Annotated in this window: 22 protein-coding genes; 14 read left to right on the forward strand and 8 right to left on the reverse strand. The window is 46.8% G+C overall.

Features of this window, described 5'->3' with window-relative positions:
• Nucleotides 1-25 precede the first annotated feature (25 nt).
• The 8 genes from HC752_RS03580 to HC752_RS03615 all read left to right on the forward strand — a co-directional run bounded on the left by HC752_RS03580 (nt 26) and on the right by HC752_RS03615 (nt 12,020).
• Nucleotides 26-793, forward strand: coding sequence for an ABC transporter ATP-binding protein (locus HC752_RS03580; RefSeq protein WP_190333748.1), 768 nt, complete (start codon nt 26-28; stop codon nt 791-793).
• 18 nt (nt 794-811) lie between these two features.
• Nucleotides 812-1,708, forward strand: a complete 897-nt coding sequence (locus HC752_RS03585; RefSeq protein WP_190333749.1) for an ABC transporter substrate-binding protein — start codon at nt 812-814, stop codon at nt 1,706-1,708.
• Nucleotides 1,708-3,699 carry a Fe(3+)-hydroxamate ABC transporter permease FhuB gene (gene fhuB / locus HC752_RS03590; protein WP_190333750.1) on the forward strand — a complete coding sequence of 664 codons (1,992 nt, stop codon included), beginning with the start codon at nt 1,708-1,710 and terminating at the stop codon, nt 3,697-3,699. The genes HC752_RS03585 and fhuB overlap by 1 nt, the downstream gene beginning before the upstream one ends.
• Nucleotides 3,700-3,925: 226 nt before the next feature.
• Nucleotides 3,926-5,719 carry an IucA/IucC family protein gene (locus HC752_RS03595; RefSeq protein ID WP_190333751.1) on the forward strand — a complete coding sequence of 598 codons (1,794 nt, stop codon included), beginning with the start codon at nt 3,926-3,928 and terminating at the stop codon, nt 5,717-5,719.
• Nucleotides 5,712-6,629: a GNAT family N-acetyltransferase gene (locus HC752_RS03600; RefSeq protein WP_190333752.1), complete on the forward strand. Its 918-nt coding sequence runs from the start codon at nt 5,712-5,714 to the stop codon at nt 6,627-6,629. The genes HC752_RS03595 and HC752_RS03600 overlap by 8 nt, the downstream gene beginning before the upstream one ends.
• Nucleotides 6,629-8,392: an IucA/IucC family protein gene (locus HC752_RS03605; protein ID WP_190333753.1), complete on the forward strand. Its 1,764-nt coding sequence runs from the start codon at nt 6,629-6,631 to the stop codon at nt 8,390-8,392. The genes HC752_RS03600 and HC752_RS03605 overlap by 1 nt, the downstream gene beginning before the upstream one ends.
• Before the next feature lie 60 nt (nt 8,393-8,452).
• Nucleotides 8,453-9,763 carry a lysine N(6)-hydroxylase/L-ornithine N(5)-oxygenase family protein gene (locus HC752_RS03610; protein WP_190333754.1) on the forward strand — a complete coding sequence of 437 codons (1,311 nt, stop codon included), beginning with the start codon at nt 8,453-8,455 and terminating at the stop codon, nt 9,761-9,763.
• A 142-nt stretch (nt 9,764-9,905) separates the two neighbouring features.
• Entirely contained in the window at nt 9,906-12,020 is a 2,115-nt protein-coding gene (locus HC752_RS03615; RefSeq protein ID WP_190333755.1) for a TonB-dependent receptor, read from the forward strand.
• Between the two features lie 309 nt (nt 12,021-12,329).
• On the opposite strand, the gene bcp is transcribed toward HC752_RS03615, so the two are convergent.
• Together bcp and HC752_RS03625 are read right to left on the reverse strand one after the other, a co-directional pair.
• Nucleotides 12,330-12,794 (reverse strand): thioredoxin-dependent thiol peroxidase, encoded by a 465-nt coding sequence (bcp, locus tag HC752_RS03620; protein ID WP_190333756.1) that lies wholly within the window; start codon nt 12,792-12,794, stop codon nt 12,330-12,332.
• Nucleotides 12,795-12,895: 101 nt separating this feature from the next.
• Nucleotides 12,896-13,438 carry a glycine cleavage system protein R gene (locus HC752_RS03625; RefSeq protein WP_190333757.1) on the reverse strand — a complete coding sequence of 181 codons (543 nt, stop codon included), beginning with the start codon at nt 13,436-13,438 and terminating at the stop codon, nt 12,896-12,898.
• Between the two features lie 301 nt (nt 13,439-13,739).
• On the opposite strand from HC752_RS03625, the gene dapA reads away from it, so the two are divergent.
• Nucleotides 13,740-14,618, forward strand: a complete 879-nt coding sequence (dapA, locus tag HC752_RS03630; RefSeq protein WP_190333758.1) for a 4-hydroxy-tetrahydrodipicolinate synthase — start codon at nt 13,740-13,742, stop codon at nt 14,616-14,618.
• 68 nt (nt 14,619-14,686) lie between these two features.
• Complete coding sequence (bamC, locus tag HC752_RS03635) at nt 14,687-15,712, forward strand: outer membrane protein assembly factor BamC (protein ID WP_190333759.1); 1,026 nt, start codon at nt 14,687-14,689, stop codon at nt 15,710-15,712.
• Nucleotides 15,713-15,995: 283 nt separating this feature from the next.
• On the opposite strand, the gene HC752_RS03640 is transcribed toward bamC, so the two are convergent.
• Genes HC752_RS03640 through HC752_RS03655 form a run of 4 tightly spaced genes read right to left on the reverse strand, consistent with a single transcriptional unit; the run spans nt 15,996 to nt 18,363 of the window.
• A complete protein-coding gene (locus HC752_RS03640) occupies nt 15,996-16,187 on the reverse strand; it encodes a DUF2897 family protein (RefSeq protein WP_190333760.1) in 192 nt (63 codons plus the stop codon).
• Between the two features lies 1 nt (nt 16,188).
• Nucleotides 16,189-16,863 (reverse strand): M15 family metallopeptidase, encoded by a 675-nt coding sequence (locus HC752_RS03645; protein ID WP_190333761.1) that lies wholly within the window; start codon nt 16,861-16,863, stop codon nt 16,189-16,191.
• A complete protein-coding gene (dapE, locus tag HC752_RS03650) occupies nt 16,860-17,999 on the reverse strand; it encodes a succinyl-diaminopimelate desuccinylase (RefSeq protein ID WP_190333762.1) in 1,140 nt (379 codons plus the stop codon). Before dapE ends, HC752_RS03645 begins: the two co-directional genes overlap by 4 nt.
• Before the next feature lie 16 nt (nt 18,000-18,015).
• The gene (locus tag HC752_RS03655; RefSeq protein ID WP_190333763.1) at nt 18,016-18,363 is read right to left on the reverse strand and encodes an ArsC family reductase; all 348 of its coding nucleotides are present in this window, start codon (nt 18,361-18,363) and stop codon (nt 18,016-18,018) included.
• Nucleotides 18,364-18,717: 354 nt separating this feature from the next.
• Between HC752_RS03655 and HC752_RS03660 the strand changes: the two genes are divergently transcribed.
• Nucleotides 18,718-18,999 carry a winged helix-turn-helix domain-containing protein gene (locus tag HC752_RS03660; protein WP_190333764.1) on the forward strand — a complete coding sequence of 94 codons (282 nt, stop codon included), beginning with the start codon at nt 18,718-18,720 and terminating at the stop codon, nt 18,997-18,999.
• 141 nt (nt 19,000-19,140) lie between these two features.
• Here HC752_RS03660 and HC752_RS03665 read toward each other — a convergent pair whose 3' ends face one another.
• Together HC752_RS03665 and HC752_RS03670 are read right to left on the reverse strand one after the other, a co-directional pair.
• Nucleotides 19,141-19,293, reverse strand: coding sequence for a hypothetical protein (locus tag HC752_RS03665; RefSeq protein WP_190333765.1), 153 nt, complete (start codon nt 19,291-19,293; stop codon nt 19,141-19,143).
• Nucleotides 19,294-19,342: 49 nt separating this feature from the next.
• The gene (locus tag HC752_RS03670) at nt 19,343-19,684 is read right to left on the reverse strand and encodes a DUF2956 domain-containing protein (RefSeq protein ID WP_190333766.1); all 342 of its coding nucleotides are present in this window, start codon (nt 19,682-19,684) and stop codon (nt 19,343-19,345) included.
• Nucleotides 19,685-19,759: 75 nt separating this feature from the next.
• On the opposite strand from HC752_RS03670, the gene HC752_RS03675 reads away from it, so the two are divergent.
• The 3 genes from HC752_RS03675 (at nt 19,760) to HC752_RS03685 (ending at nt 22,572) form a co-directional block, all read left to right on the forward strand.
• On the forward strand, nt 19,760-20,212 hold the full coding sequence (locus HC752_RS03675; protein WP_190333767.1) for a DUF2919 family protein: 453 nt from the start codon (nt 19,760-19,762) through the stop codon (nt 20,210-20,212).
• A gap of 135 nt (nt 20,213-20,347) precedes the next feature.
• The gene (locus HC752_RS03680; RefSeq protein WP_190333768.1) at nt 20,348-21,265 is read left to right on the forward strand and encodes a Dyp-type peroxidase; all 918 of its coding nucleotides are present in this window, start codon (nt 20,348-20,350) and stop codon (nt 21,263-21,265) included.
• A gap of 173 nt (nt 21,266-21,438) precedes the next feature.
• A complete protein-coding gene (locus tag HC752_RS03685) occupies nt 21,439-22,572 on the forward strand; it encodes a flagellin (protein ID WP_190333769.1) in 1,134 nt (377 codons plus the stop codon).
• Nucleotides 22,573-22,717 lie beyond the last annotated feature (145 nt).

Raw genomic sequence — 22,717 nt, forward strand, 5'->3', positions numbered from 1 at the left:
CAATAACATAATTTGATAATTTGCCATGTACCAACTTGTCGATGCGTCGTTTGAAATCGATGGCAAGACTACACTTTTCCCTACTAACCTGACTTTTGCCCAAGGAGAGGTAACCACTCTGCTCGGACATAACGGTTGCGGTAAGTCGACTCTGATTAAACTGTTAAGCCGGCAACACGCGCCAAGTCAGGGCGAGATATTGTTTCAAAACGCGCCAGTCTCTTCCTACAGTCATTTAGAGTTTGCTCATCAAGTTGCTTATCTGCCACAGCATCCTCCCGTTACAGATGGCGTCACAGTGCGCGAGCTGGTTTGTTTTGGTCGCTATCCGTGGAAAGGGGTTTTTGGTCGCTATAGCCAACAAGATTATGCAATCGTCGAATCCGCGATTGAAAAAGTAGGTCTGAGTAACTTAGCCGAAAGGTATGTGGCTACCTTATCCGGTGGTGAACGGCAACGTGCTTGGGTCGCGATGCTGCTTGCTCAGCAAAGCCAGTGCATCTTACTCGATGAACCCACTTCTGCACTCGATGTCGCCCATCAGCATGAGCTGCTCGCGTTAATCCGCAAACTGAATCAGACACTAGGTCTGACCGTGATCATGGTATTGCATGACGTCAACATGGCCGCCAAATTCAGTGACCGATTGATCGCTCTTCACTCGGGTAAAGTGATTGCCTCAGGCACTCCGGAAGCGCTGATGACACCAGAGACTCTGATGAAGATCTACGGCATGGAGCTAGCCCTGTTTTCTCATCCGACTACCGGTCAGCCAATAAGTTATATCCCTTAAACCAAAAAGGAGTTCATTGTGAAAAAGTTTATCGTGATGTTGTGTGCAGCGTTAGCTTCTGCTCAAAGTTACGCTATAGAGATTACCCATGAGATGGGTGTGAGCGCTTTTGAGCTGTTACCAAAAAAAGTGGTTGCGTTAGACTGGGCATTAACTGAAACCGTATTGAGCTTAGGTGTTGAACTGGAAGGCGTAGCCGACCCTCAGGGGTATCAACAATGGGTGACGGAACCTAAGCTAAGCCCAAAGGTAACCGACGTAGGCTCGCGCAGAGAACCTAACCTTGAACTACTGAGTGAACTCAAGCCGGATGTAATACTGATCAGCAAACACATGGCTGCCGCTTACCAGCCGCTGAGTCAGATTGCGCCAGTTCTCGTGTTCACTATTTACAGTGAAGATAAACAACCTCTGAAATCAGCAGAGTCCATTACGCGATCGCTAGGTCAACTGTTCAATAAGCAACAGCAAGCGGAACAAGTGATTAACCAGACGCATCAGCGATTGGCTGAAAACGGCCGTAAAATCCAAGCTGCAGGTTCGACCCAAAAACCCGTTATCTTTGCTCGCTTCATCAACGACAAGACGCTGCGAGTCCACAGCAAAGGCTCTTTAGTTCAAGATACGATTGATGTGATGGGCATGCGTAATGCTTGGAATGAAACCACAAACATGTGGGGATTCACCACCACTGGAACGGAAAAGCTTGCCGAACATCAAGGTGCCAACGTCATACTTTTCGGTCCACTTGAAGAGAAAGAGCGCAAGCAACTTAGCCAGTCGCCACTTTGGCAAGCCATGGAATTTACTCGCAGTGACTCAGTCTATGAACTTCCGGCAATCTGGACTTTCGGTGGCCTTATCGCAGCGCAACGATTCAGTGACCATATCACTCAGCAGTTAGTGAAACCTTAATGGACGCATGCGACATCCCGCAGCGCAGTAACCTCAACACCCCATCATGGCTACTAATCTTCGCCGTTATGGTGTTGGTGAGTGGGTTACTGCAAGTTACCGCTCCCTATTCACAGGGTGTTGGGTTGATTTGGCAGTCATTGTTTCACTTCGATTCAGCGAATTACCAGCATATCATTACCTATTACACATACCTGCCCAAGCTGGCTGTGGCGCTGATTTGCGGTTTCGCACTGGCGGTTGCAGGCTGCGTGATGCAATTTGTCTTACGAAACCCAATCGCTTCCCCAACCACGCTAGGTGTTGCAGCGGGCGCTGAATTCGGCATGGTACTTGGTCTATTGCTGCTTCCTGCCGCTAGCTTGGTCCCTAATTTTGTTACCGCTTTTATCGGTGGCTGCCTCGCTACAGGGCTGGTTTTTATCCTTGGTTCTAGTAGGGGCTTTTCACCGTTACATATGGTTTTGGCGGGTCTGGTCGTCAGCTTATTCCTCGGTTCGGTTAATACCATGCTGTTGTTATTGCATGAGCAGCGCTTAACGACCGTTTTTGTTTGGGGTGCGGGCGTACTTAACCAGAATGATTGGTCGAGTGTTCAAATACTTCTGCCGCTTGTTACCCTACCGACAGCCCTATTGTTGATGCTACAAAGACCTCTGTCTGTGCTGCAATTCGGTGACAACGTTGCCACCTCGTTAGGGGTCAACATCAAACAGATTAAATTGCTGTGTCTGTCGTTGGCTATTTTTATGACGGCGGCAGTGGTCAGCGAGGTCGGTTTAATTGGTTTTGTCGGTATCGTCGCCCCTGCGATCGCGAGAATGTTGGGTGCACGGACATTGGCGAAACAGATCATGGTCAGTGGCTTAGTTGGCAGCCTACTGCTGCTGATTGTCGACCTTGTCATTCAGCCTTTCTCTGGGGTCGGCGGAGAGCTGCTACCCACTGGAGCGATGACCGCCCTGATTGGCGCCCCATTTTTACTCTGGCTGTTGCAACGAACCAAACTGCAGTCAGACCTCAAAGCCCGAAGCGAATCGGTTGGTCAGTATAAAATCATCAGTGCGACTAAAATTACGGTCATACTGGTTGGCGTTCTGTTGACCATCGTTATCATTGCTTTAGTGGTCGGTCAAACCCCATTAGGCTGGAGCACCAAGCTAACTCCGTCCCTGTTTGACCTGAGGGTACCCCGCGTCATGGTCGCGTTACTGGCAGGCATTGGATTGGCCTTTGCTGGTACGGTTATTCAACGCCTATCCAATAACCCAATGGCTAGCCCAGAAGTGCTTGGTATCAGCTCCGGTGCAGCTTTGGCTTTGGTTCTTGGCACTCTTACAGGCGTGGCGATTGAGCGAGAACAGCAAATGTTACTCGGTACCCTTGGGGCTGCTTCGGTAACCGGTTTCGTCTGGTTCATGGGGAGACGACACCATTTCGCCCCAACTCAAACCTTACTGACTGGTATAGCACTCAGCGCTGGACTCGATGCTCTGCTTAGAATTGCCATGAGCTCAGGTCACGATAACGCTGCAACACTGCTGACTTGGCTGTCAGGCTCTACCTATTTAGTCAGTCTTAATGACATGTGGCTATTGGCTGGTGGTGTCTGCGTTGTGGGAGCTCTGGCTCTCTCACTCCATCGCTGGGTGACGTTGATCAATCTCGGTGAAGTGAGTGCCATCAGCCTTGGTCTCAACGCCACTGTGGTTAGATTAGTGCTGTTACTTATCGTTGCTGCGTTAACTACGCTCTGCACCATAGTCATTGGTCCCTTAAGCTTTATTGGGTTGTTAGCGCCGCATATGGCTCGCTCGCTCCATCAATATCGTGCGATTCCACAAATGCTCACAGCGGCTCTGCTAGGAGCGATTATTATGGTGGCTGCCGACTGGATTGGTAGGACGTTGTGGTTCCCATGGCAGTTCCCTGCGGGACTATTAGCCTCGCTGATTGGGGGAGGGTACTTCCTCTATTTGATGAGGAAATAGCACCGGTGAGCTGCGAAAACAGTCATTGAGTTGGCAAATCGCTTGTATACAGAGAGCTCTCTACGAACTTCCATTGTGAAGCTATGTCACAAAATCATGGATAAAATCAGCCGTTTTCTTCCTTGTTGCTAATTCTGACAAATTATTAACAAATTAGTCTATTATACGAATGATAATAATTAGCATTCGCATCAAAAGTTTAATTAATAATAATTTGAGAAAGAAAATGAATCGTAAAAACGATCAGCTCAACCCTGAAAACTCAAACCAGTTGGTCACCAACAATGACCCAGCTCTAGCTTGTTTTCTCAATTCTCTCGCCCGAGAAAGTCATACCGTTCAAATCGAATCACATGCAGAAGGTTATACTTATCAGGTGTCGCTATCTGGTGGACGAACCATCCATATTCCACTCTGCTACTTTTCACCGTTGGGGAGCCACGAATATCGACTTCCCGCCTTACTGCTTAATGGCGATTCTGTAACAGCGTTATCGGTCAATCAGCTTATCGAACTGATGGTGTCGGAACCTGCGGTTGTCGGATTCATCAGTGAAGAGCAAAAACAGATCTTTGTGACTCGTGTGCTGGAGAGTCAGTTCAACACTGGTCAAGGTATCCAGCATTCTCCTTATCAAACCCGACTCTTTACCGACAAGCTAGATTTCAAAACCGCAGAACAGGGTTTGTTAATCGGTCACTCATTTCACCCAGCCCCCAAAAGCCGCGAACAGTTTAGTCTTGAGGATGCCAAAGTTTACTCACCAGAACTCGGTGGTCAGTTCCAACTCTACTGGCTACAGGTTGATAACGAACTGATTTCCCAAGGCAGCTCTGCTGGCATTCCTTGCCAACAGCGTATGCTAGATCTGGTCTCTCATGAGCCAAAGCTTCAGCAAGCTTTAACCGAAGCCATTGCACAAGGCAAGAGCCTGCTGCCCGTTCACCCTTGGCAATGGAGCGTGATGGCAAGCAACCCATCGATTGAGGCATACCTTAAAACGGGTCAACTGATTAACCTTGGTCAAATTGGTGTGAACTGGTATCCAACCTCTTCAACCCGTTCGCTATACGCACCATCACTGCCTTATATGCTTAAGTTCTCTCTAAGCGTAAAGCTGACCAACTCAATTCGTAACCTGTCACTGAAAGAAGTGATTCGTGGCACACGTCTGAATGATCTGTTCCAACAAGAGATTCTGGATAAGCAGCTTGGTAAAGGCATTGGTTTCCAGTTGATGCAGGAGCCTGCGTATATCGGCCTGAAAGATAGCGATGGCAATATTATTGACGAAAGTCTGGTGGCATTTAGAGACAACCCTCTGGAAGACAAGCCCGACCAAGAAGCGGTTGTTCTCGCGACATTAACTCAGCAAAACCCTTATGGTGGTTCCAGCTTGGTTGCCGAGCGAATTCGTCACTACGCGGAACAAGGCAGTCTGTCCTATCAACAAGCCGCAAAGCAGTGGTTTGATGCTTACTGTACCCACTGTGTCGTTTCTCTCTTCCACTTACAGTCTAATTTCGGCATTGTTTTCCTAGCCCACCAGCAGAACATTGTGATGCAACTTGAACAGGGTTTCCCTGTCGGCATGTACTACCGAGACTGTCAGGGGACGGGATACACAGATCTTGCACTACAACGCTTTGGCCGCTTACTCGGCGATGAGAAAGAGACGCTAGAAAACTACTGGGATCAAGAGAAGGTCGAGCGCTACTTCGCTTACTACCTCATCATCAACTCTACCTTTAACGTTATCTCAGCTATCTGTGCCCATCTCGACGTAGAAGAGTCGCAGTTAATTGAAATCCTCCACGATAAACTCGACGCCTTACTGCAAACCGGTGTGAATGATGATCGCTGTCTGAGCTACGTGCTTAACAGTAAGTCACTGTGTTGCAAAGGTAACTTCTTCTGCTATCTGCAGAACTTTAACGAGAACTCCATTCCCGATCCGGCAGTGATTTACTTTGATCTGCCTAATCCTCTCGCTTGCGTCAAGGAGGTCGCAGATGCCTGATTTTAAAACTTTTATCTATCAAGATGACCAAGATCCCAGTGTGCGCGTTATCGTCCAACACAGTGATCTGGAGCATTCTGGGTTATTCGAGACCGTGGTTAACGAACTGGATCAGCTATTTAGTCACAACAAACAGCTCGAGTTCGTTACCCTAGCCAGTGATGACCAACAGGTTGAAGAACGACTCGCTCAAGAGTTTCCTACCATCAACGGCAAGCTTCATCGCGACTGTTTTTATCAGTTACCGCTGTTTTGGCATCGTCACAAAACATCAACCCGTTTCCCAAAGCGTTTAGTTCAGTCGAACGACCAATACCGACATCACCCTTTAAGACCGTCAAAGCCCGAAGGGTGCGTTTATCAGAGATATGACGTGGATGCGGAGTTGGACGTCAGCTTCCGTACAGTCGATATCAATCAGGATCTCGCTCAGTTTACTCGCTGGATGAACGACCCGCGCGTCGCCCATTTCTGGGAACAGGCATGGAGTGAGGACAAACTGGCAGAATTCCTTCAACATCGTATGGCAGACCCTCATATTATTCCGCTGATTGGTGAGTTTAACGGTCAACCTTTTGGTTATGTAGAAGCTTACTGGGTGGCAGAAGACAGACTCAGCCCTTACTTCGATGTGCAAGATTTTGACCGCGGTATTCATCTATTGGTTGGTGAACAGCAGTTCCGTGGTCCTAAGTTCTTTAATGCGTGGATGAAAGGGATCAGCCATTACCTATTCATCGATGACGCACGTACTCAGCGCATCGTTCTTGAACCGAGATCGGATAATCAACGTTTGTTTAATCGCATTCTACCTTTCGGCTACGAAAAGTGCTTTGAGTTTAACTTCCCCCATAAACGTTCAGCTTTGCTCATGATGACACGTGACCGTTTCTTCTCGGAGCAGTGGTAATGGAACAAATAGCGCTACATAAGTATTGGTCGTTGGCCAACCAGAAAATGGTCGCCAAGATCATCAGCGAGTTTGCGTATGAACAGGCATTTCATTTCGAGCACGATGCCCAGAGGTATGTTCTTCAGCTAGCCAATGAAGTGAGCTATCAATTTCAGGGCAGTGAAAACATTTGGGGCCAGGTTCTGATTGAGCCAAGTTCTATTGCACGCCAGCCACATCAGACCATTTCAGCTGCCCTGTTAATGCGTGATTTACAGTCTCTGCTCAACATGACGGATGACGCGTTCGCTGAGCACTTAGAGGATCTTAATGCGACTCTATTGGGTGACTGTAAGTTGATGCAGAGAAAAGAGTCGCTAACTGCACGAGACTTAGCGCTGCTCCCTTGCGAGCAGCAACAGACCTACTTCGATGGTCACCCGAAATTTGCCTTTAACAAGGGACGACGCGGTTGGGGCAGTGACGACCTGAAGCGCTATGCGCCAGAATCAGAACGCGCTTTTCAACTGGGCTGGGTTGCCGTGGAGCATTCCATTTTGCAACTCGCCACTAACGGAAGCGTCAGCTGGCAAGAACTACTCAACGCGTCAATGAAGGAATCAGAACGTAAAACCATGGATAGCATTGCCGCTTCCTATGGGGTTGATATTGCAGACTATAGCTATGTTCCTGTTCACCCTTGGCAGTGGAGTAACAAGCTATCACTGTTGTTTGTCCGCGAGATGGCAGAGAAGAAACTGATCTACCTTGGTGAGTTTGGCGATGAGTTTCTGCCACAACTCTCTTTACGCACGTTAAGTAACGTGACCCGACCTGACAGCTACGATATTAAGTTGCCGCTGACGATTATGAACACCTCATGTTACCGAGGTATTCCTGGTCGCTATATTCTTGCAGGACCTATCGCATCGGATTGGATCGAATCCGTGTTTAGCTCAGATGAACTGCTGGTTGAAAAGCAAGCTGAAGTACTTCAGGAACCCGCCGCCGCCTTTGCCGCTCAGGCCGATTATCAGTTACTGGAGCAGGCACCGTATCGCTATCACGAACTGCTTGGCGTTATCTGGCGTGAATCGGCGGCTTCAAAACTCAGGCAGGGTGAGCAGGCCATTCTGATGGCCGCATTGATGGAATGCGACAATCAGGGCAATCCGCTTATCGCTGAATACGTTGAACGTTCAGGCGTCTCTGTTGAGACGTGGCTGAGCAAGATGTTCGATGCGGTCGTCATACCTTACTACCACTTGCTGTGTAAGTACGGCGTCTCCCTGATTGCTCACGGTCAGAACGTAACTCTGGTATTAGAGAACGATCTTCCCAAACGAATTCTACTTAAAGATTTCCAAGGCGACATGCGTTTAGTTGATAGCGATTACCCAGAACAGGCCACGCTTGAACCAAGCGTAAAAGCAGTGACTGTGCGTCTCGAAGAAGCGCTGATCATCCACGATTTACAAACGGGTCACTTCGTTACCACGCTTCGTTTTATTTCGCCTTTGGTCGCCAAACTCGGCTTCTCAGAGTCGCAGTTTTACGCGCTATTGGGTCAGCGAATCCAAGCCTACATGGCGCAGCAGCCTGACTATCAACACCGATTTGCCAAGTTCGATCTATTCAAACCGCGCATTTTGCGCATAGGGCTTAATTTAGCCAAATTCCAGCACAGCACCGATGCCAGCGCATCAAGAATGTTACCCAGTATGGATGACATGCTCGATAACCCGCTCGTGACAGCACGGCAAGCAGAGCAAAACGCTTAAGCAAAACAATAATAACGGCAAGTTAAGCCGCATAAATAACCCAAGAAAAGGATTGTACTCATGGAACACACTCACAACGTCAAACTCGATTTAGCCGGTATCGGGGCAGGTCCATTTAACCTTAGCGTTGCTGCTCTGCTAAATGAAAAACCACAAATTAAGTCGTGCTTTTTTGAAGGCAGAGAACGCTTTGCATGGCATCCAGGATTACTGCTGGATAACACCAACATGCAGACCATGTTCCTAAAGGACTTAGTGACTGCGATCAGCCCAGAGAACCGTTATTCGTTCCTCTCTTACCTGGTCAAAAACAAAAAGTTCTATCGCTTTCTGTCGGCTGAACTTCAGTGCATCAGCCGCCATGAGTTCTCAGACTATTTGGCGTGGGCTGCGCATCAGATGGACAATGTTCAGTTCTCCACTCGCGTAGAACAGGTCGAATACACAGGTAAAGCATTCAACCTGCATACAAACCAAGGGACTTATCAGGCTAACAACTTATGTATTGGCACTGGTAAAGTTCCGTCTATCCCTGAGTGTGCGAAAGCTCATATTGGTGAACGTGTTTTCCACGCTGCTGAAGTTGGTCTTCGTCAAAGAGACTTCACAGACAAGCGTGTGATGATCATCGGTGGTGGTCAGAGTGGCGCAGATATCTTTATCAATGCACTGCAAAATAAGTGGGGCAAGCCAAAGTCGTTAGACTGGTTGTCACGTCGTTCTAACTATCAGCCACTCGATGAAGCATCGTTTACGAACGAGTTCTTCACACCTGATTATGTCGATGCGTTTATTAACTTGTCTCCGACAGTGAAAAATACGGAAGTCACCAATCAGAAGCTCACCTCTGACGGTATTACCCAGAAAGCCCTGCTGACCATTTATCAGGAGCTCTACCACCGCTTTGATGTTCTCAAAGAGGATAAGTGGGTCAAATTGTTGCCTCACCGCACCCTCACTCACATGAGCCAAGATTCTCAAGGCTTCAAGCTAACAGCCAGTAATGCTCTAGGGCAAAACTTGGAAGCTCACCAAGCGGACATTGTTATTCTGGCGACCGGTTTTAAAGCACCTTCGCCAGCTTGTTTGAGCAACCTGCTGCCTCTGTTAGATATGGACGAACACAATCGCTATCAGATGAATTCTGACTTCGAACTTAAGTGGGAAGGTCAGCAAACCAACAAGATCTTTGCAGTGAATGCTGGCATGCACAGTCATGGTATCGCCGAGCCGCAATTAAGCCTGATGGCGTGGCGAAGTGCAAAAATCATTAATCGTCTTGTAGGTAAAACGTTATTTGATACCGATTCAGGTCGCGGAATGATCGACTGGCTGAGCCCAAGTTTGAACAGCGCAAAAACCACCATTTGAGCCGATTTTACTTATTGCCAGTTTAAGCCTTTGTCTCGGAGACCCCCTAGACAAAGGCTTAATTACCAAAGAAAAAACTAAGGTCACTACACAAAAAAATGAACTCCTTTGGAGCCTACAAACAATAAACATAGGGAAGAAAATGAACGTTAAAAAAGGAAGTTTTTCGCTATCTGCCATCGCATTAGCCGTCGCTGCTGCCACGGCATTCCCCGTACAAGCCGAAGAGTACACCGGTGAAGAGAAGATGGTGGTTGTGTCAAGCCACATGCCAAAAGCGATCAGTGATATTCCGGGAACCGTTTGGTACATTGACTCGGAAACTATCGAGCAAGCGTACCGTGGTGGTAAAAGCCTTGATGAGATTCTGGCTGCGACTATCCCTTCACTGGATGTAAGCAGTGGCGGTCGCACCCATTCTGGTCAAAACCTACGTGGTCGCAGCCTGATGGTTATGATTGATGGGGTATCTCTTCAGTCTGTGCGCTCCCTGAGTCGTCAGTTAGACGCCATTGACCCGTTCAATATCGATCGCATCGAGGTACTTTCAGGGGCGACTTCGATTTATGGTGCAGGATCTTCGGGTGGTGTTATCAATATCATCACTAAGAAAGCGCCTGGCGAAGACGTGGAATTTGAATCGTTTGTTAGTGGAACTTCGGGCTTCTCATCAAGCGAAGATGTTGACTACAAACTGGCTCAGTCTATTGCTGGTGGTAACGAGAAAGTTCAAGGTCGCGCATCGGTCGCTTACACTAAAACACAAGGCTATTTCGATGCTGACGGCGAGATAATAACGCCGGATATTACTCAGGGTTCGACCCAGTTTAACGAAACCATTGACCTACTAGGTAACCTACAAATTCACATCGCTGAAGGTCAGCAGCTAAACGTGTTAGCGCAATACTACGATAGCCAACAAGATACGCCTTACGGTCTTTATTTTGAAAAAAATGGCAGCGGTACTTTCCAGTTTGTGGATGTTAGAGAAGGCTACTCTGCGGATCGTGAACAAGGCACAGAGCGTATGATGCTGAGTGCGGCTTACAGCAACAATAACTTCTTAAGCCATCAACTAATCGCAGAGCTATCTTACCGTACTGAAGATCACACCTTCATGCCATACACAGTCGATGGGAGGACGTCTCTGTCAACCAACTCTTCTCGCCAATCTACGGACATTTTGGCAATGAAAGCAGCGTTGAATACATCATTTAAATCTTGGAACCTGACTTACGGTATTGACGGTTACATTGATAAATTTGACAGCGATAAAGCTATCTACGATCCGGCAACGACTGAAGCGACGGGGGGGTTAGTCCACGTTATCAAGGAAATACAGGGTCGCTACCCAGGTATTGACACCCAATCTATCGCCGGCTTCATCCAAGCGGAATACGGCATCACTGAAGACTGGTCGCTACAGGCTGGTTATCGCTACCAGAAAATGGACGTAGATATTTCTGACTTTCAAGCGACTTCTCGCTCCCACTTTATTCCTGGTGGCTCGACAGACTACGCCGAAGGCTTGTTTAACCTTGGTACTATCTATCACCTAAACCCGACGTCTCAGGTTTGGGCTAACTTCTCACAAGGGTTTGATATTCCTCAGCTCTATCGTTACTACGGTAAGAGTGCGACTCAAGATGTTGCGGCTTCTAAGCTTGATGGAATCAAAACAGACAGCTACGAGATCGGTTATCGTAACGAGCTAGACAATATCTCGCTACAATCTGCGCTCTATTACTCGCACTCAAGCGCAACAGTTCAGTATGAAGATGATTTGTCTATCTCTGGACTTGCAGACCCTAAACGTGTCTATGGTGCCGAAGCTCAAATTAGCTACTGGGCAACAGACAGGCTACAGCTTGGTCTGCTCGGTCACTATGTCGTGACCGAAACTGAAACAGACAAAGGCTGGGAAGATCACAAAGCGATGGAAGCCAGTACTTCTAAAGCGGGGGCATGGGTTGGTTGGTACGACAATGACTACAGCCTGAAGCTTCAAAGTCTGACTATGTTTGATTACGAAGACGCTGACCAGCGCGAGCTCAACGGCTTTACCGTGGTTAATTTCGCAGGTCACTACCTGCTCCCTGTCGGTAGCCTAGGCTTCGGTATAAAGAACCTGTTTAACGAAAACTATTACACGACTTGGAGCCAGCGAGCTCAACACTGGTACACGGGCAGCGATGCGCTATACCAATACAAAGGTCGCGGTCGTACTTTCACTTTAAACTACCAATTGAAATTCTAATCACTTAAAAACACTGCCCAGCTAGGCAAGCCATTCTGCTTTCGTGGTACTGAATGGCTTGCCTCACCTCACTTCAGGGTACGCTCTGTACCATAGTTTACTCTTGCACGTGAACTGTTGGTTATTGAAAAAACAGCAGCTCGTCAACTTACGTTATGGTTAGAGGATAAAGATCTTGGCGAAAGTTGATCCGTTTGAGTGCACCCTGAGTCAATCTCGAATGTAAAGCGGCGAGATATTAGCCGAGGGACGTTACTTTCTGTTGAGAAAATTACTTGCTGTTGAGATAGTTACTTGCTGTTGAGAAAGTTATTTGCTGTTGAGATAGTCTAAAACGACCTCATGATGGTCTTTGGTTTTGAACTTGTTGAATACATGCTCAAGGTTACCTGATTCGTCAATCAAGAAGCTTGTTCTTACTACACCCATGTTTTCTCGGCCCATGAACTTCTTGAGTTGCCAAACACCGTATTTTTCGCATACTTCGTGCTCTTCATCAGCAAGTAGAGTGAAGTTCAGCTCTTGCTTGTTGATAAAGTTAGTCAGTTTTTGCGGTTTGTCTGGGCTGACACCAAGAACAACAACATTGTGAGCATCCAATTCAGCTTTCGTGTCACGTAGCCCTTGAGCCTGAACCGTACAGCCAGGTGTGGAAGCGCGTGGGTAGAAGTAAAGCAGTACCTTCTTTCCTTTAAGCTCAGACAGTGTTACTGGGTTGTTGTCTTGGTCATTGAGGGTAAAATCTGGTGCAGTTTGTCCGGCTTCGATTGCCATTGGTCTAATCCTTACTTTTTAAATTAATGTTATCTGCGTAGATACGCCTGCGGGTGATGGCGCGTCATCAGCCAACGCTGCCATTGAGCACTCGTTTATTTTTACTGGCTGTTTTTTATGAAATTCAGTGAACCCTGAACCGATAGCTGTGAACACAGTAATTGGAAGTCTTCTTCCAGTTGCATCAAGTTACATTCGCCATCGACGTAGGCAGTCAACGCAATATGAAATTGATGTTGTTCTTTTTCGACCTTAGATTTATCAATGGTCTGTGCACTCAGCGAAGATATGCCAATATGTCGGTCGGCAAAAAACTGCGTGAATTTTCCAGTCAGACCCATTTTATCTTCCGATTCGACAAACACTTCTATCCGATAAACGTGGTCAGGGCGCTGATGAGGAGAGGTACGCTTCATGATCGTAATCAGATCATGTTCTTTACCTAAAAGAGGGAGCCGAGTCTCAGCTCGAGCGAGACTGTGGTTGTTCCCAGACAACAGCATAATCAACGTAAACTCGCTGCCAAAGAGTGCAATGCGGCTGTCGATAATATTGCATCCCGATTCGGTAACCAAATGCGTAATTTGATTACTGATACCTGGGCGATCTGTACCAACAGCGGTAATCACTAAATGTTGTAACATGAGGGGCAATTTTTCAATAACTGTTAATTTGCATGTTAGCACAGTTCCGGCTATTCGTTCGGATACCGACGAAGAATTTCAATGGGAAAACCTGAAAGTACATCCAATTCGATAATTTTTCGACCAATCTATGCTCCACCTCCAATTATTAACGTGAGATTGTCATCTAAGGCGCTCTGAACCCTTGTTTTATTCAAGGATGTTACAGTACCATGCTAGAAGCCCATTTGAGCTGAGATAGACCTTCTGGAGGTCGTTGAAGTGACGCCATTTGGTATGAGAATTTATTAAGGAGATGGACATGTTTTCTGGAAGCTGGGTTGCGCTTTTGACACCGTTTAATAGTGAAGGTGAAGTGGATTTCGAAAGCCTGAAGCAACTTGTTGAATACCACGTAGAAGCGGGCACCGATGGAATTGTCGCGGTGGGCACTACGGGTGAGTCGGCCACTCTAACAATCGAAGAGCATGTCAAGGTGGTGAACAAAGCAGTAGAGTACGCTAATGGTCGTATTCCTGTGGTTGCGGGAACGGGGGCAAACGCTACTCACGAATCAGTGACGTTCAGCCGCTTGCTTCAAGGCTCGGGTATTGTGGGGGTCTTAAGTGTCACTCCTTACTATAACAAACCGACTCAAGAAGGCTTATACCAGCACTACAAAGCCATCTCTGAAGCCAGTGATGTACCGATTATTCTCTATAACGTACCCGGTCGCACAGCGGTTGACCTTCAACCAGAGACAGTCGCTCGTCTCGCCAAAATTGAGAACATCGTTGCATTGAAAGATGCAACGGGCGATTTAGAAAGAGTTGCAATTCACCGTGAACTTTGTGGCGAAGATTTTATCTTACTAAGTGGTGATGACTCGACAGGGCTTGAATTTTGTAAGCTAGGTGGTCATGGCGTCATCTCTGTAACAAACAATATTGCGGCAGCAGATATGGCTAAAATCATGCGCTTAGCTCGAGCTGGTGAGTATGAAGAAGCTGAATCCATCAATGCACGCTTGATGACACTGCACAAAAACCTATTTATTGAAGCGAGCCCAATTCCTGTGAAGTGGGCCGCGCACAAACTGGGTTTGATTGCGAATGGCAGTTTAAGGCTGCCGATGACGGAGCTTTCTATCGATGCTCAGCCTGTTATTGAACAGTCTCTAGCAGAAGCTGGGATCAGCTAGGATCAAACCAACGAACCCACAAAATTAACCCCGAAGCCAAGCGCTTCGGGTTGTATTTAGGAGTTTTAATGAAGCTTTCACGTCAGCTAGTGATCAGTTCGCTGGCTGTTTTTGTTCTCGCTGCTTGTTCAAGTGATCCGTCATCTCGCCGTCAGGCGAAAGATGATTTTACGTACCTTGATTCAACACCGTTGAAAGAGTGGTTACTTCCACAAGGTGCCACACCACAGTTCTACCCTGATTACGATATTCCAGCCGGCGACTACGCAGGCGGAATTGGCAAGAACGTTGACATTCGTCCACCACAACAGATTTTAGAACTCATCCCCGGTGCACGTACGGAAGTGAAAGAGGGTGAAGTGACTCTATGGTTAGTGCGAGAAACCGAACAAGATAAAGTGTGGCGAACTGCTTTACAGATGCTTTCAAACCAAGGTATTGGCGTAAAAGAAAACACCAATACTCGGATCGAGACGGATTGGGTAACTTGGAAATCGGAAGATGAAGACTCTGAGCTTGGCAGCCGTTATGCGCTAGAAAAGCTGGAATCGAACCGCCGCTACGGCTTTAAGATTTCACTCATCGACTGGCGTGAAGGTAAGCAAGTTAAGCCTGTTAAAGCGACAGACAAAGAGCGCTACAACATCCTGATGACAAATCTAGTGACCTCGACTTACGATCAAAACCTGCGTGCCGAAGCGGCATTGAAGGCTCAGGAGTTGGTGAAGCGAATTCCGATCAGCCTTGGTAAAGACCGAAGTGGGTTACCTGTCATCATCGCTCGTACTCCGTACGCGACGTTATGGCAACACATGCCAACGATTTTGCCGAAAATGGGGTTTAATATTGAAGAGCGTAACCAGTCTCAAGGCATAATTAAAGTGAAGTACGCCAAACCAGACGACAAGTTCTGGCAAGATATTGGCGTGAAACCGTTGGATTTGAATGGTAGATCATTTACTTTCTTGATGGGGGATTTAGATAACAGAACATCCATCAACGTAACCGATGGATCTGATAAACCTATTAGTGAACCATTGCTTACGGACTTAGTGCCGATATTAGCGAAAGTTGCGGAAAATTCATTAAAGTAAGCAGAGCTTAAATCGATAGAGCCCACTTTGTGAAGTGGGCTTTGTTATATCCAGTGGCCCGAAAGGTTACGACACCCAGACCATGCCTCTTTGCCTTTCTGATCCGTACGGCAGTTTAGAGGATTGGGCTCAATTACCGCGGAAACGATAAGAACAGGGTATACGCAAACGTAAGTGGAAGCTCGTAAGCCCCCAACTTTTGGCAGCTAGCGACGGTTTCGGCTAACCCAAGCGACCCCCTTAATCACCACGTCTACATTAATGATCTGTCCATGCAAACCGCTTAATGCTGGCTTTCGTTGTCTTTTTTGCTTTGATTCTCTTTATCCAATTCGTTAAGCCTATCTATATCGTTTTTCCCTTTCTCGGGCGGTGTAAACTTCATTTTCGCGGTGTATTTTAACGCCGCAATGTTACCGATAACGACGGCCAAGACGACGGTGATAATGACCCAAGGGTTGGTTAGAAATTCCATCTTAGTCCCTCACATTGATAATAAAGCGATTGTATAGGGCATCGAGTAAAGGCAGCACCACTGTTTGCCCTTCAACAGGGGAGAGATGTAATGCCTCACGAATGATGTCGGTCGTTAATGAAGCAAGATTTTTACTTGCCACACTACGGTAGCTTATGTGCCATGGCTCGATTGCGACGCCGCCCAAATCTTCATCATAAGGCAGAAAAAAGCCTAAATTTTGCATGGCTTCCTGCACCCATTCTGCAAAATCTTGTTGATGACCAGTTTGGTATTCCCAAGGTTCCAATAGTAACGGTGTGTTTTTAGGCAAACCGTTCTTAGCGTAGACATCGAAATCTGTGCCCCAGTGATGGCGACTTGCTCCCGGCAATGCCGACCAACGTAAAATGGCGATCACTTTGTCTTCGTCCGACAGCTTTGTGACATCGATAGGGTTAGAATGGTTATCTAAAATAGCCCTCTGACCAGAATACTTGGCGTTCCAAATGGACTTCTGACGTTCATAGCTGCGAAATCCACTGGCAACTGCCAGTTCAAACCCTTTGTTTTTGGCTGCCTGATGCAGGGCGGTTAATGCTTTTCCTGCGTCGGGATGAGCCAGTACCTTTTGAGTACCAATGAAGTACTCTAAAAGGTGGGATTGGGTTTGTCCGGTCAGTTGGGCTGGCGTCATTTGTTTGCCAATAGCTCTTCTAATGTGGCTTCATACATATCCGTCAGTAGCTCTAAATCTGCTATGCTCACGCACTCGTTAACCTTATGAATGGTGGCGTTAACTGGCCCTAGTTCAATTACTTGCGCACCCATGGTCGCAATAAAACGACCATCTGAAGTGCCACCCGTCGTCAGCAATTCAGGTTTCTTGTGATTGACTCTTTCAACGGCTTTCACAATTGCGTCTTTAAGTTCACCCGTATCGGTTAAGAATGGGTGACCACTCAACGTCCAGTTAAGATCGTAGTCCAATCCATAAGAGTCGAGTGTGGAATGCACGCGGCGTTTGATTTCTTCATCGGTCAATTCTGTGCTGAAGCGAAAATTGAATTGAACATTGAATTCACCAGGAATGACGTTCGACGCGCCAGTACCAGAATGCAAATTTGGGATTTGGAAACTGGTTGGTGGGAAGTACTCGTTGCCGTCATCCCATTTTGTGGAAGCCAATTCCGCTAATGCGGGCAGTGCATGGTGCACTGGGTTATTCGCTAGGTGAGGGTAAGCGACATGACCTTGTGTGCCTTTCACAACAAGATCGCCTGTGATAGAACCGCGGCGACCATTTTTAACCACATCACCAACGTGCAAAGTGCTTGAAGGCTCTCCAACGATACACATGTCGATGATTTCATTTCTTTCGACAAGGGTATCCACTACGCGAGTAGTACCGTTGATGAAAGGTCCTTCTTCATCCGATGTGATCAAAAATGCGATGGAGCCCTTGTGGTCAGGGTTTGCAGCAATGAAACGTTCAACCGCAACCACCATACAGGCCAGCGAGCCTTTCATGTCGGCGGCGCCGCGACCATGCAAGTGCCCGTCAATAACCGTTGGCTCAAAAGGTGGCGTGTGCCACTGTTCTAAAGGACCCGCTGGTACCACATCCGTATGCCCAGCAAAGGCAAACAGAGGTGCTTGTGTGCCACGTCGAGCCCAAAAGTTGGTGGTGTCTTCAAACACCATGATTTCAATGTCAAACCCTAGCGCTTTTAAACGATTGATCATGAGTTCTTGGCAGCCTTCATCCAACGGAGTGACCGATGGGCGGCTAATGAGATCTTTGGCAAGCGCCAATACAGGGCTGTCTGTCATCCTTGAAAATCCTTACTTACTTAAAAATAGTGTGGTACTGATCGGCTTTGAAGCCAAGGTGGTAGGTATTTTCCACCACTAAAATAGGGCGTTTGATCATGGCTGGGTGTTCCACCAGTAATGCAATCGCCGTTTGTTCATTGAGTGAATCTTTTTGCTCTTGAGATAGCTGGCGAAATGTGGTTCCACGCTTGTTTAAGACGTGCTCCCATCCCAATTTTTCGCAGAACGTTTCCACCATGGTTTTATCGATACCTTGCTTACGGTAGTCGTGAAAGTCGTATGCGATGTTTTCAGCTTCCAACCACTTTTTTGCTTTCTTAATTGTGTCGCAGTTAGGAATGCCATACATAGTGTTTGCCATAGCGTTTTCTTATCCTTTTTTCTTCCGAAGCCCAAATCCTATCAGGTTGACAAAGTGGAGCAAGAGGAAACCGCGTGTGGGAGTAAAATTGATGTTCTATATTGAGTCCTTGGTAAGTAATTGGTGTGTGTGGTTGCACTCTGCTCTTCCCAAATAGAAACAAATCGTTTCACGCACGATAAACGAGAACTTAATCACCTCCAATCTCATCAAATTTGATCAAGCGCAACATTCTGCGTGCCAGAAAACCAATAATGTGAATAGACCCAGTTGGTGTGGGGATTTATCCGAGACCTCAGGAGTAGGTCACTAGGGCGTCTAGCTCTAGCAAAAATACAGTGGTAGGAGGCATCAATGGATTTGAATCCTGTATTTGCAAGACGATTATATTTGGCTTTGTTGGTTGAAAGCCTAGATAGACCGAATGTTCCTAAGCTGATTGAAATAACAGGTTGGCCTAGACGAACCATTCAAGATGTATTGAAAGCCTTACCAGGGTTGGGCATAGAGCTCATGTTTGTGCAGGATGGACGTCGCCATAATGATGGGTATTATCAGTTGTCGGATTGGGGACCATTTGATAGCCAATGGGTTTTAGACAGACAAAAAGACATTGCATCGACGTTAGGCTACTAGGGTCGGTAGACTCAAAGGAACACAGAGCTTGATTGTTGGAAACGCAACCAGTCTGCAACATTGTAGGCTGGTTTTTTGTATAAGTGATTGAATTTGTATGAGTGATTTAAGTAGTGCTCATACAAGCAGAGAGCCTATAATTTACATGCTCTCAACAAGCTCAATTTCTTCACCATCAGAGTCTGTGTAGAACACGGCTCGACTGACAAACATAACGCCATCGGCTGACTTTATTTCAAACGGTCTTCGCAATACAGAAAGCCCTTTCCCATCGAGAAACCCAACGGATTCCATCCCAACAACCTCTTTACATTGCTATTGCTGGGGGTTCATCACGTAAACATTATGCAATTCCTAATACATAAACAATAAAGCCAACCCAACTTGCAACCAGAAGCATCCAAGGCAATAGATTGGATGATCTTTCCGTTGTCGTTGGCACGGTTGATTGATTGTCTTCGACCAAATCTGTCCGCTGTTTGCTTCTTTGCGCCTGTTTCTTCGCTTTGTCGGCATCGCGTTGTCTTTCTTTTTGTTGCTTTTTATACAGCGTAATGCCTTTCTCGATACCTTGAACGATGAGCTTGGTCTGTTCTTTTGTTTGACCTGGCTTTTGCGTTGCTTTGGCAATTTTTTGGGCATCAGATTGTGTTTCTGGAGATGGAGTACTTTTTTTATGTTTCATTGCTAACCGGGGGTTGATATGTTTGGTTTGTAGGGTGAAGTCCCTAGTCTACCATTATGAAATGCAGAGGTGATAGTGCGCTATCCAATTGAAGATTACGACAAACATGGTTACTTAAAAGCGCCAATCTGGCTTTGGCTCGGTTGGATATTTTTAGCGAAAGCTTGGGTCGTATTTGTTGTAGCAGGGGTCAGCCGAGAATCAGGTAGCAAGCTTCTTGAAATGATCTACCCAGTAAAAGACACACTGTATCTTGGTTTAGCCATTGGTCTTCCTTCCATTTTATTGATGTGGTTGATTGGTTTTCGAAACCCAGACAGGGCTTGGTTAAATCGCTTCATTAGCTGGGGGAGAGGGCTTACTTTGCTATTAATTGGTGGTCACTTTGGTTTGGTTATCTATCAAATCAAACTCGATAATGGGGCGTTTAGTTGGTCGAATTCTATAACGGCGGTGTTGCTCATTTGGTTCTTTTTGTTTGTTTGGAAAAGTCGCCGATTGAAAGAATGTTTGAAAGTAATGAAGTAAAGGTCACACTTCTTTGATACGGCATGCACTTTTGTGACTGACGTTTATGGCACTATATTTATACTCGTATTTTGAGTATATACATCCGTTCAGAAAGAAGCGGAACAATGATGCAAACTACAGGTGAGAATCAATATGTCGAATCCGCAAACTGCGATTGTACCGGAAGGAAGCCCTTTCGCGCTTTACTCTTTATTTAAAATCACGAGCGAACCTCAAACGGTATTGTCTTCGCTTCAAGCGCTACCAGCCTTGGTGGAAGAGATCAATCAGCAGCAAAACGCCAATATCAAGCTGAGCGTGTCTTTCACGCATCAGTTTTGGTCGAAATTGAATCAGCCCATGCCTAGTGAGTTAGAGCCTTTCCGTGAGCTGGGTAAAGATAACGTGATTGCACCGTCAACGGATGTCGATGTTCTGATTCACTGTCACTCTGATCGTCACCATCTCCATTTTTTTGCATTACGTAAGTTCTTAATGCCTATTGCTGAATACGTAGAATTGGTCGATGAAACCTATGGTTATCGCTACCTTGATTCCCGCGATATGACCGACTTTGTTGATGGAACCGAAAACCCAGAAGGTGAGCAACGCAGTGAGGTTGCCATCATTCCTGAGGGTGAATTTTCTGGCGGAAGCTATGTGATGCTTCAACGCTTCGTCCATAACTTGCCCGCTTGGAACCGGCTGAATGTATCCGCACAAGAGAAGGTGGTAGGACGAACCAAACCAGACTCTATTGAGCTAGATGATGTTCCAGCCGCTTCCCATGTTGGGCGTGTCGATATAAAAGAAGAAGGGAAAGGGCTTAAAATTGTTCGCCATAGTTTGCCTTACGGCAGTGTTTCAGGTGATCACGGTTTGTTGTTTATTGCCTACTGTCATACGCTCCATAACTTCAAAGCCATGCTTGAAAGTATGTACGGTGAAACGGATGGAAAAACCGACCAACTCCTACGTTTTACAACGGCAGTGACAGGGGCGTATTTCTTCGCGCCTTCGCAAGCCATGCTTTCGTCTTTAGACGTGTCTTCATCAAAGACACTCAGGTAATACTCGCTAATGCTTACATTTAGCGCTTACTTAGGCTTGTGATCGGGTCGTGCTTAGCGACCCGATCCTACTAACATTTCCCCACCGAAGAAAAAACATTCAAATTTCGACTAAAGATTTCTTTTCCCCTGCCGTTATAGGGCTGAATACCCTTATTTTGAGCGTGCAGTTTTATGGCCGTTACGGTTAATACTAATGTTTCAGCGATGGTCGCCCAGAGAAATCTCGGGGTGGCGACTCAGGCGTTGAACCAATCTTTGGAGCGACTGGCTTCAGGGAACCGTATTAACAGTGCAAAAGACGACGCAGCGGGTCTACAAATTTCCAACCGATTGGAAACGCAAATGCGTGGTTTGGATGTGGCGGTGCGCAACGCTAACGACGGTATTTCAATCATACAAACGGCCGAAGGGGCGATGAAAGAAACCACCAATATTCTGCAACGCATGCGGGATTTGTCGTTACAGTCCTCAAACGGTTCAAACAGCCGAGCGGAGCGAATAGCCCTTCAAGAAGAAATGAGCGCTCTCAACGATGAGCTCAACCGCATTGCCGAAACCACCTCTTTTGGTGGTAAAAAGCTTCTCAATGGCACGTATGGAAGCTCTGCTTTCCAAATTGGAGCCAGTGCCGGAGAAGCGGTGAATGTGTCGCTAAACAATATGCGTTCCGATACCCTTGCGATGGGGGGAGCCAGTTACATAGCGGCGGGAAAAGCGGATTCAAGCTGGACGGTCAGCGCAGGTCAAAATGAGTTTAACCTTAGCTTTACTGACAAAGTTGGGGATCTCGTTAACATCAATGTTCAGGCAAAAGTGGGCGATGACATTGAAGAGCTGGCGACGTACATTAATGGGCAAACGGATCACGTTTCGGCGTCTGTAAACGAAGATGGGCAGCTGCAAATTTTTGCGTCGGCAGACGTCGTCGCAAGCCCAATTACCTTCAGTGGCAGTTTAGCCTCTCAGTTAGCCATGTCGGGCCCTGTTCTTGAAACGGTTGACGACCTTGATATTACCAATGTGGGGGGCGCGCAACGGGCCGTTTCGGTGATTGATACTGCGTTGGAATACGTGGACAGCCATCGTGCACAATTGGGTGCGTTCCAAAACCGATTCGATCATGCCATCAGCAATCTCGATAACATTAATGAAAACCTCGCCGCCTCCAATAGCCGCATTAAGGATACCGACTTCGCCAAAGAATCGGTCGAAATGATAAAGCAACAAATGTTGCAACAAGTCAGTACCACCATCCTTGCTCAAGCAAAACAAGCACCTAATATTGCATTGACACTATTGGGGTAGGTTAAGCGCTAAACGAGAGATTGGTTACCCCACTGTCGATGTGCATAGCGCTGCAATAGAGCAAACTTCATCTCAAGAAAATGCAGTAACGCGTGATCTTTTTACGCATTCTTCGCCAAATATCGTTGGCAGCCCACTTATCTGA

Source organism: Vibrio sp. S9_S30 (assembly GCF_014694455.1).
Taxonomy (GTDB): Bacteria; Pseudomonadota; Gammaproteobacteria; order Enterobacterales; family Vibrionaceae; genus Vibrio.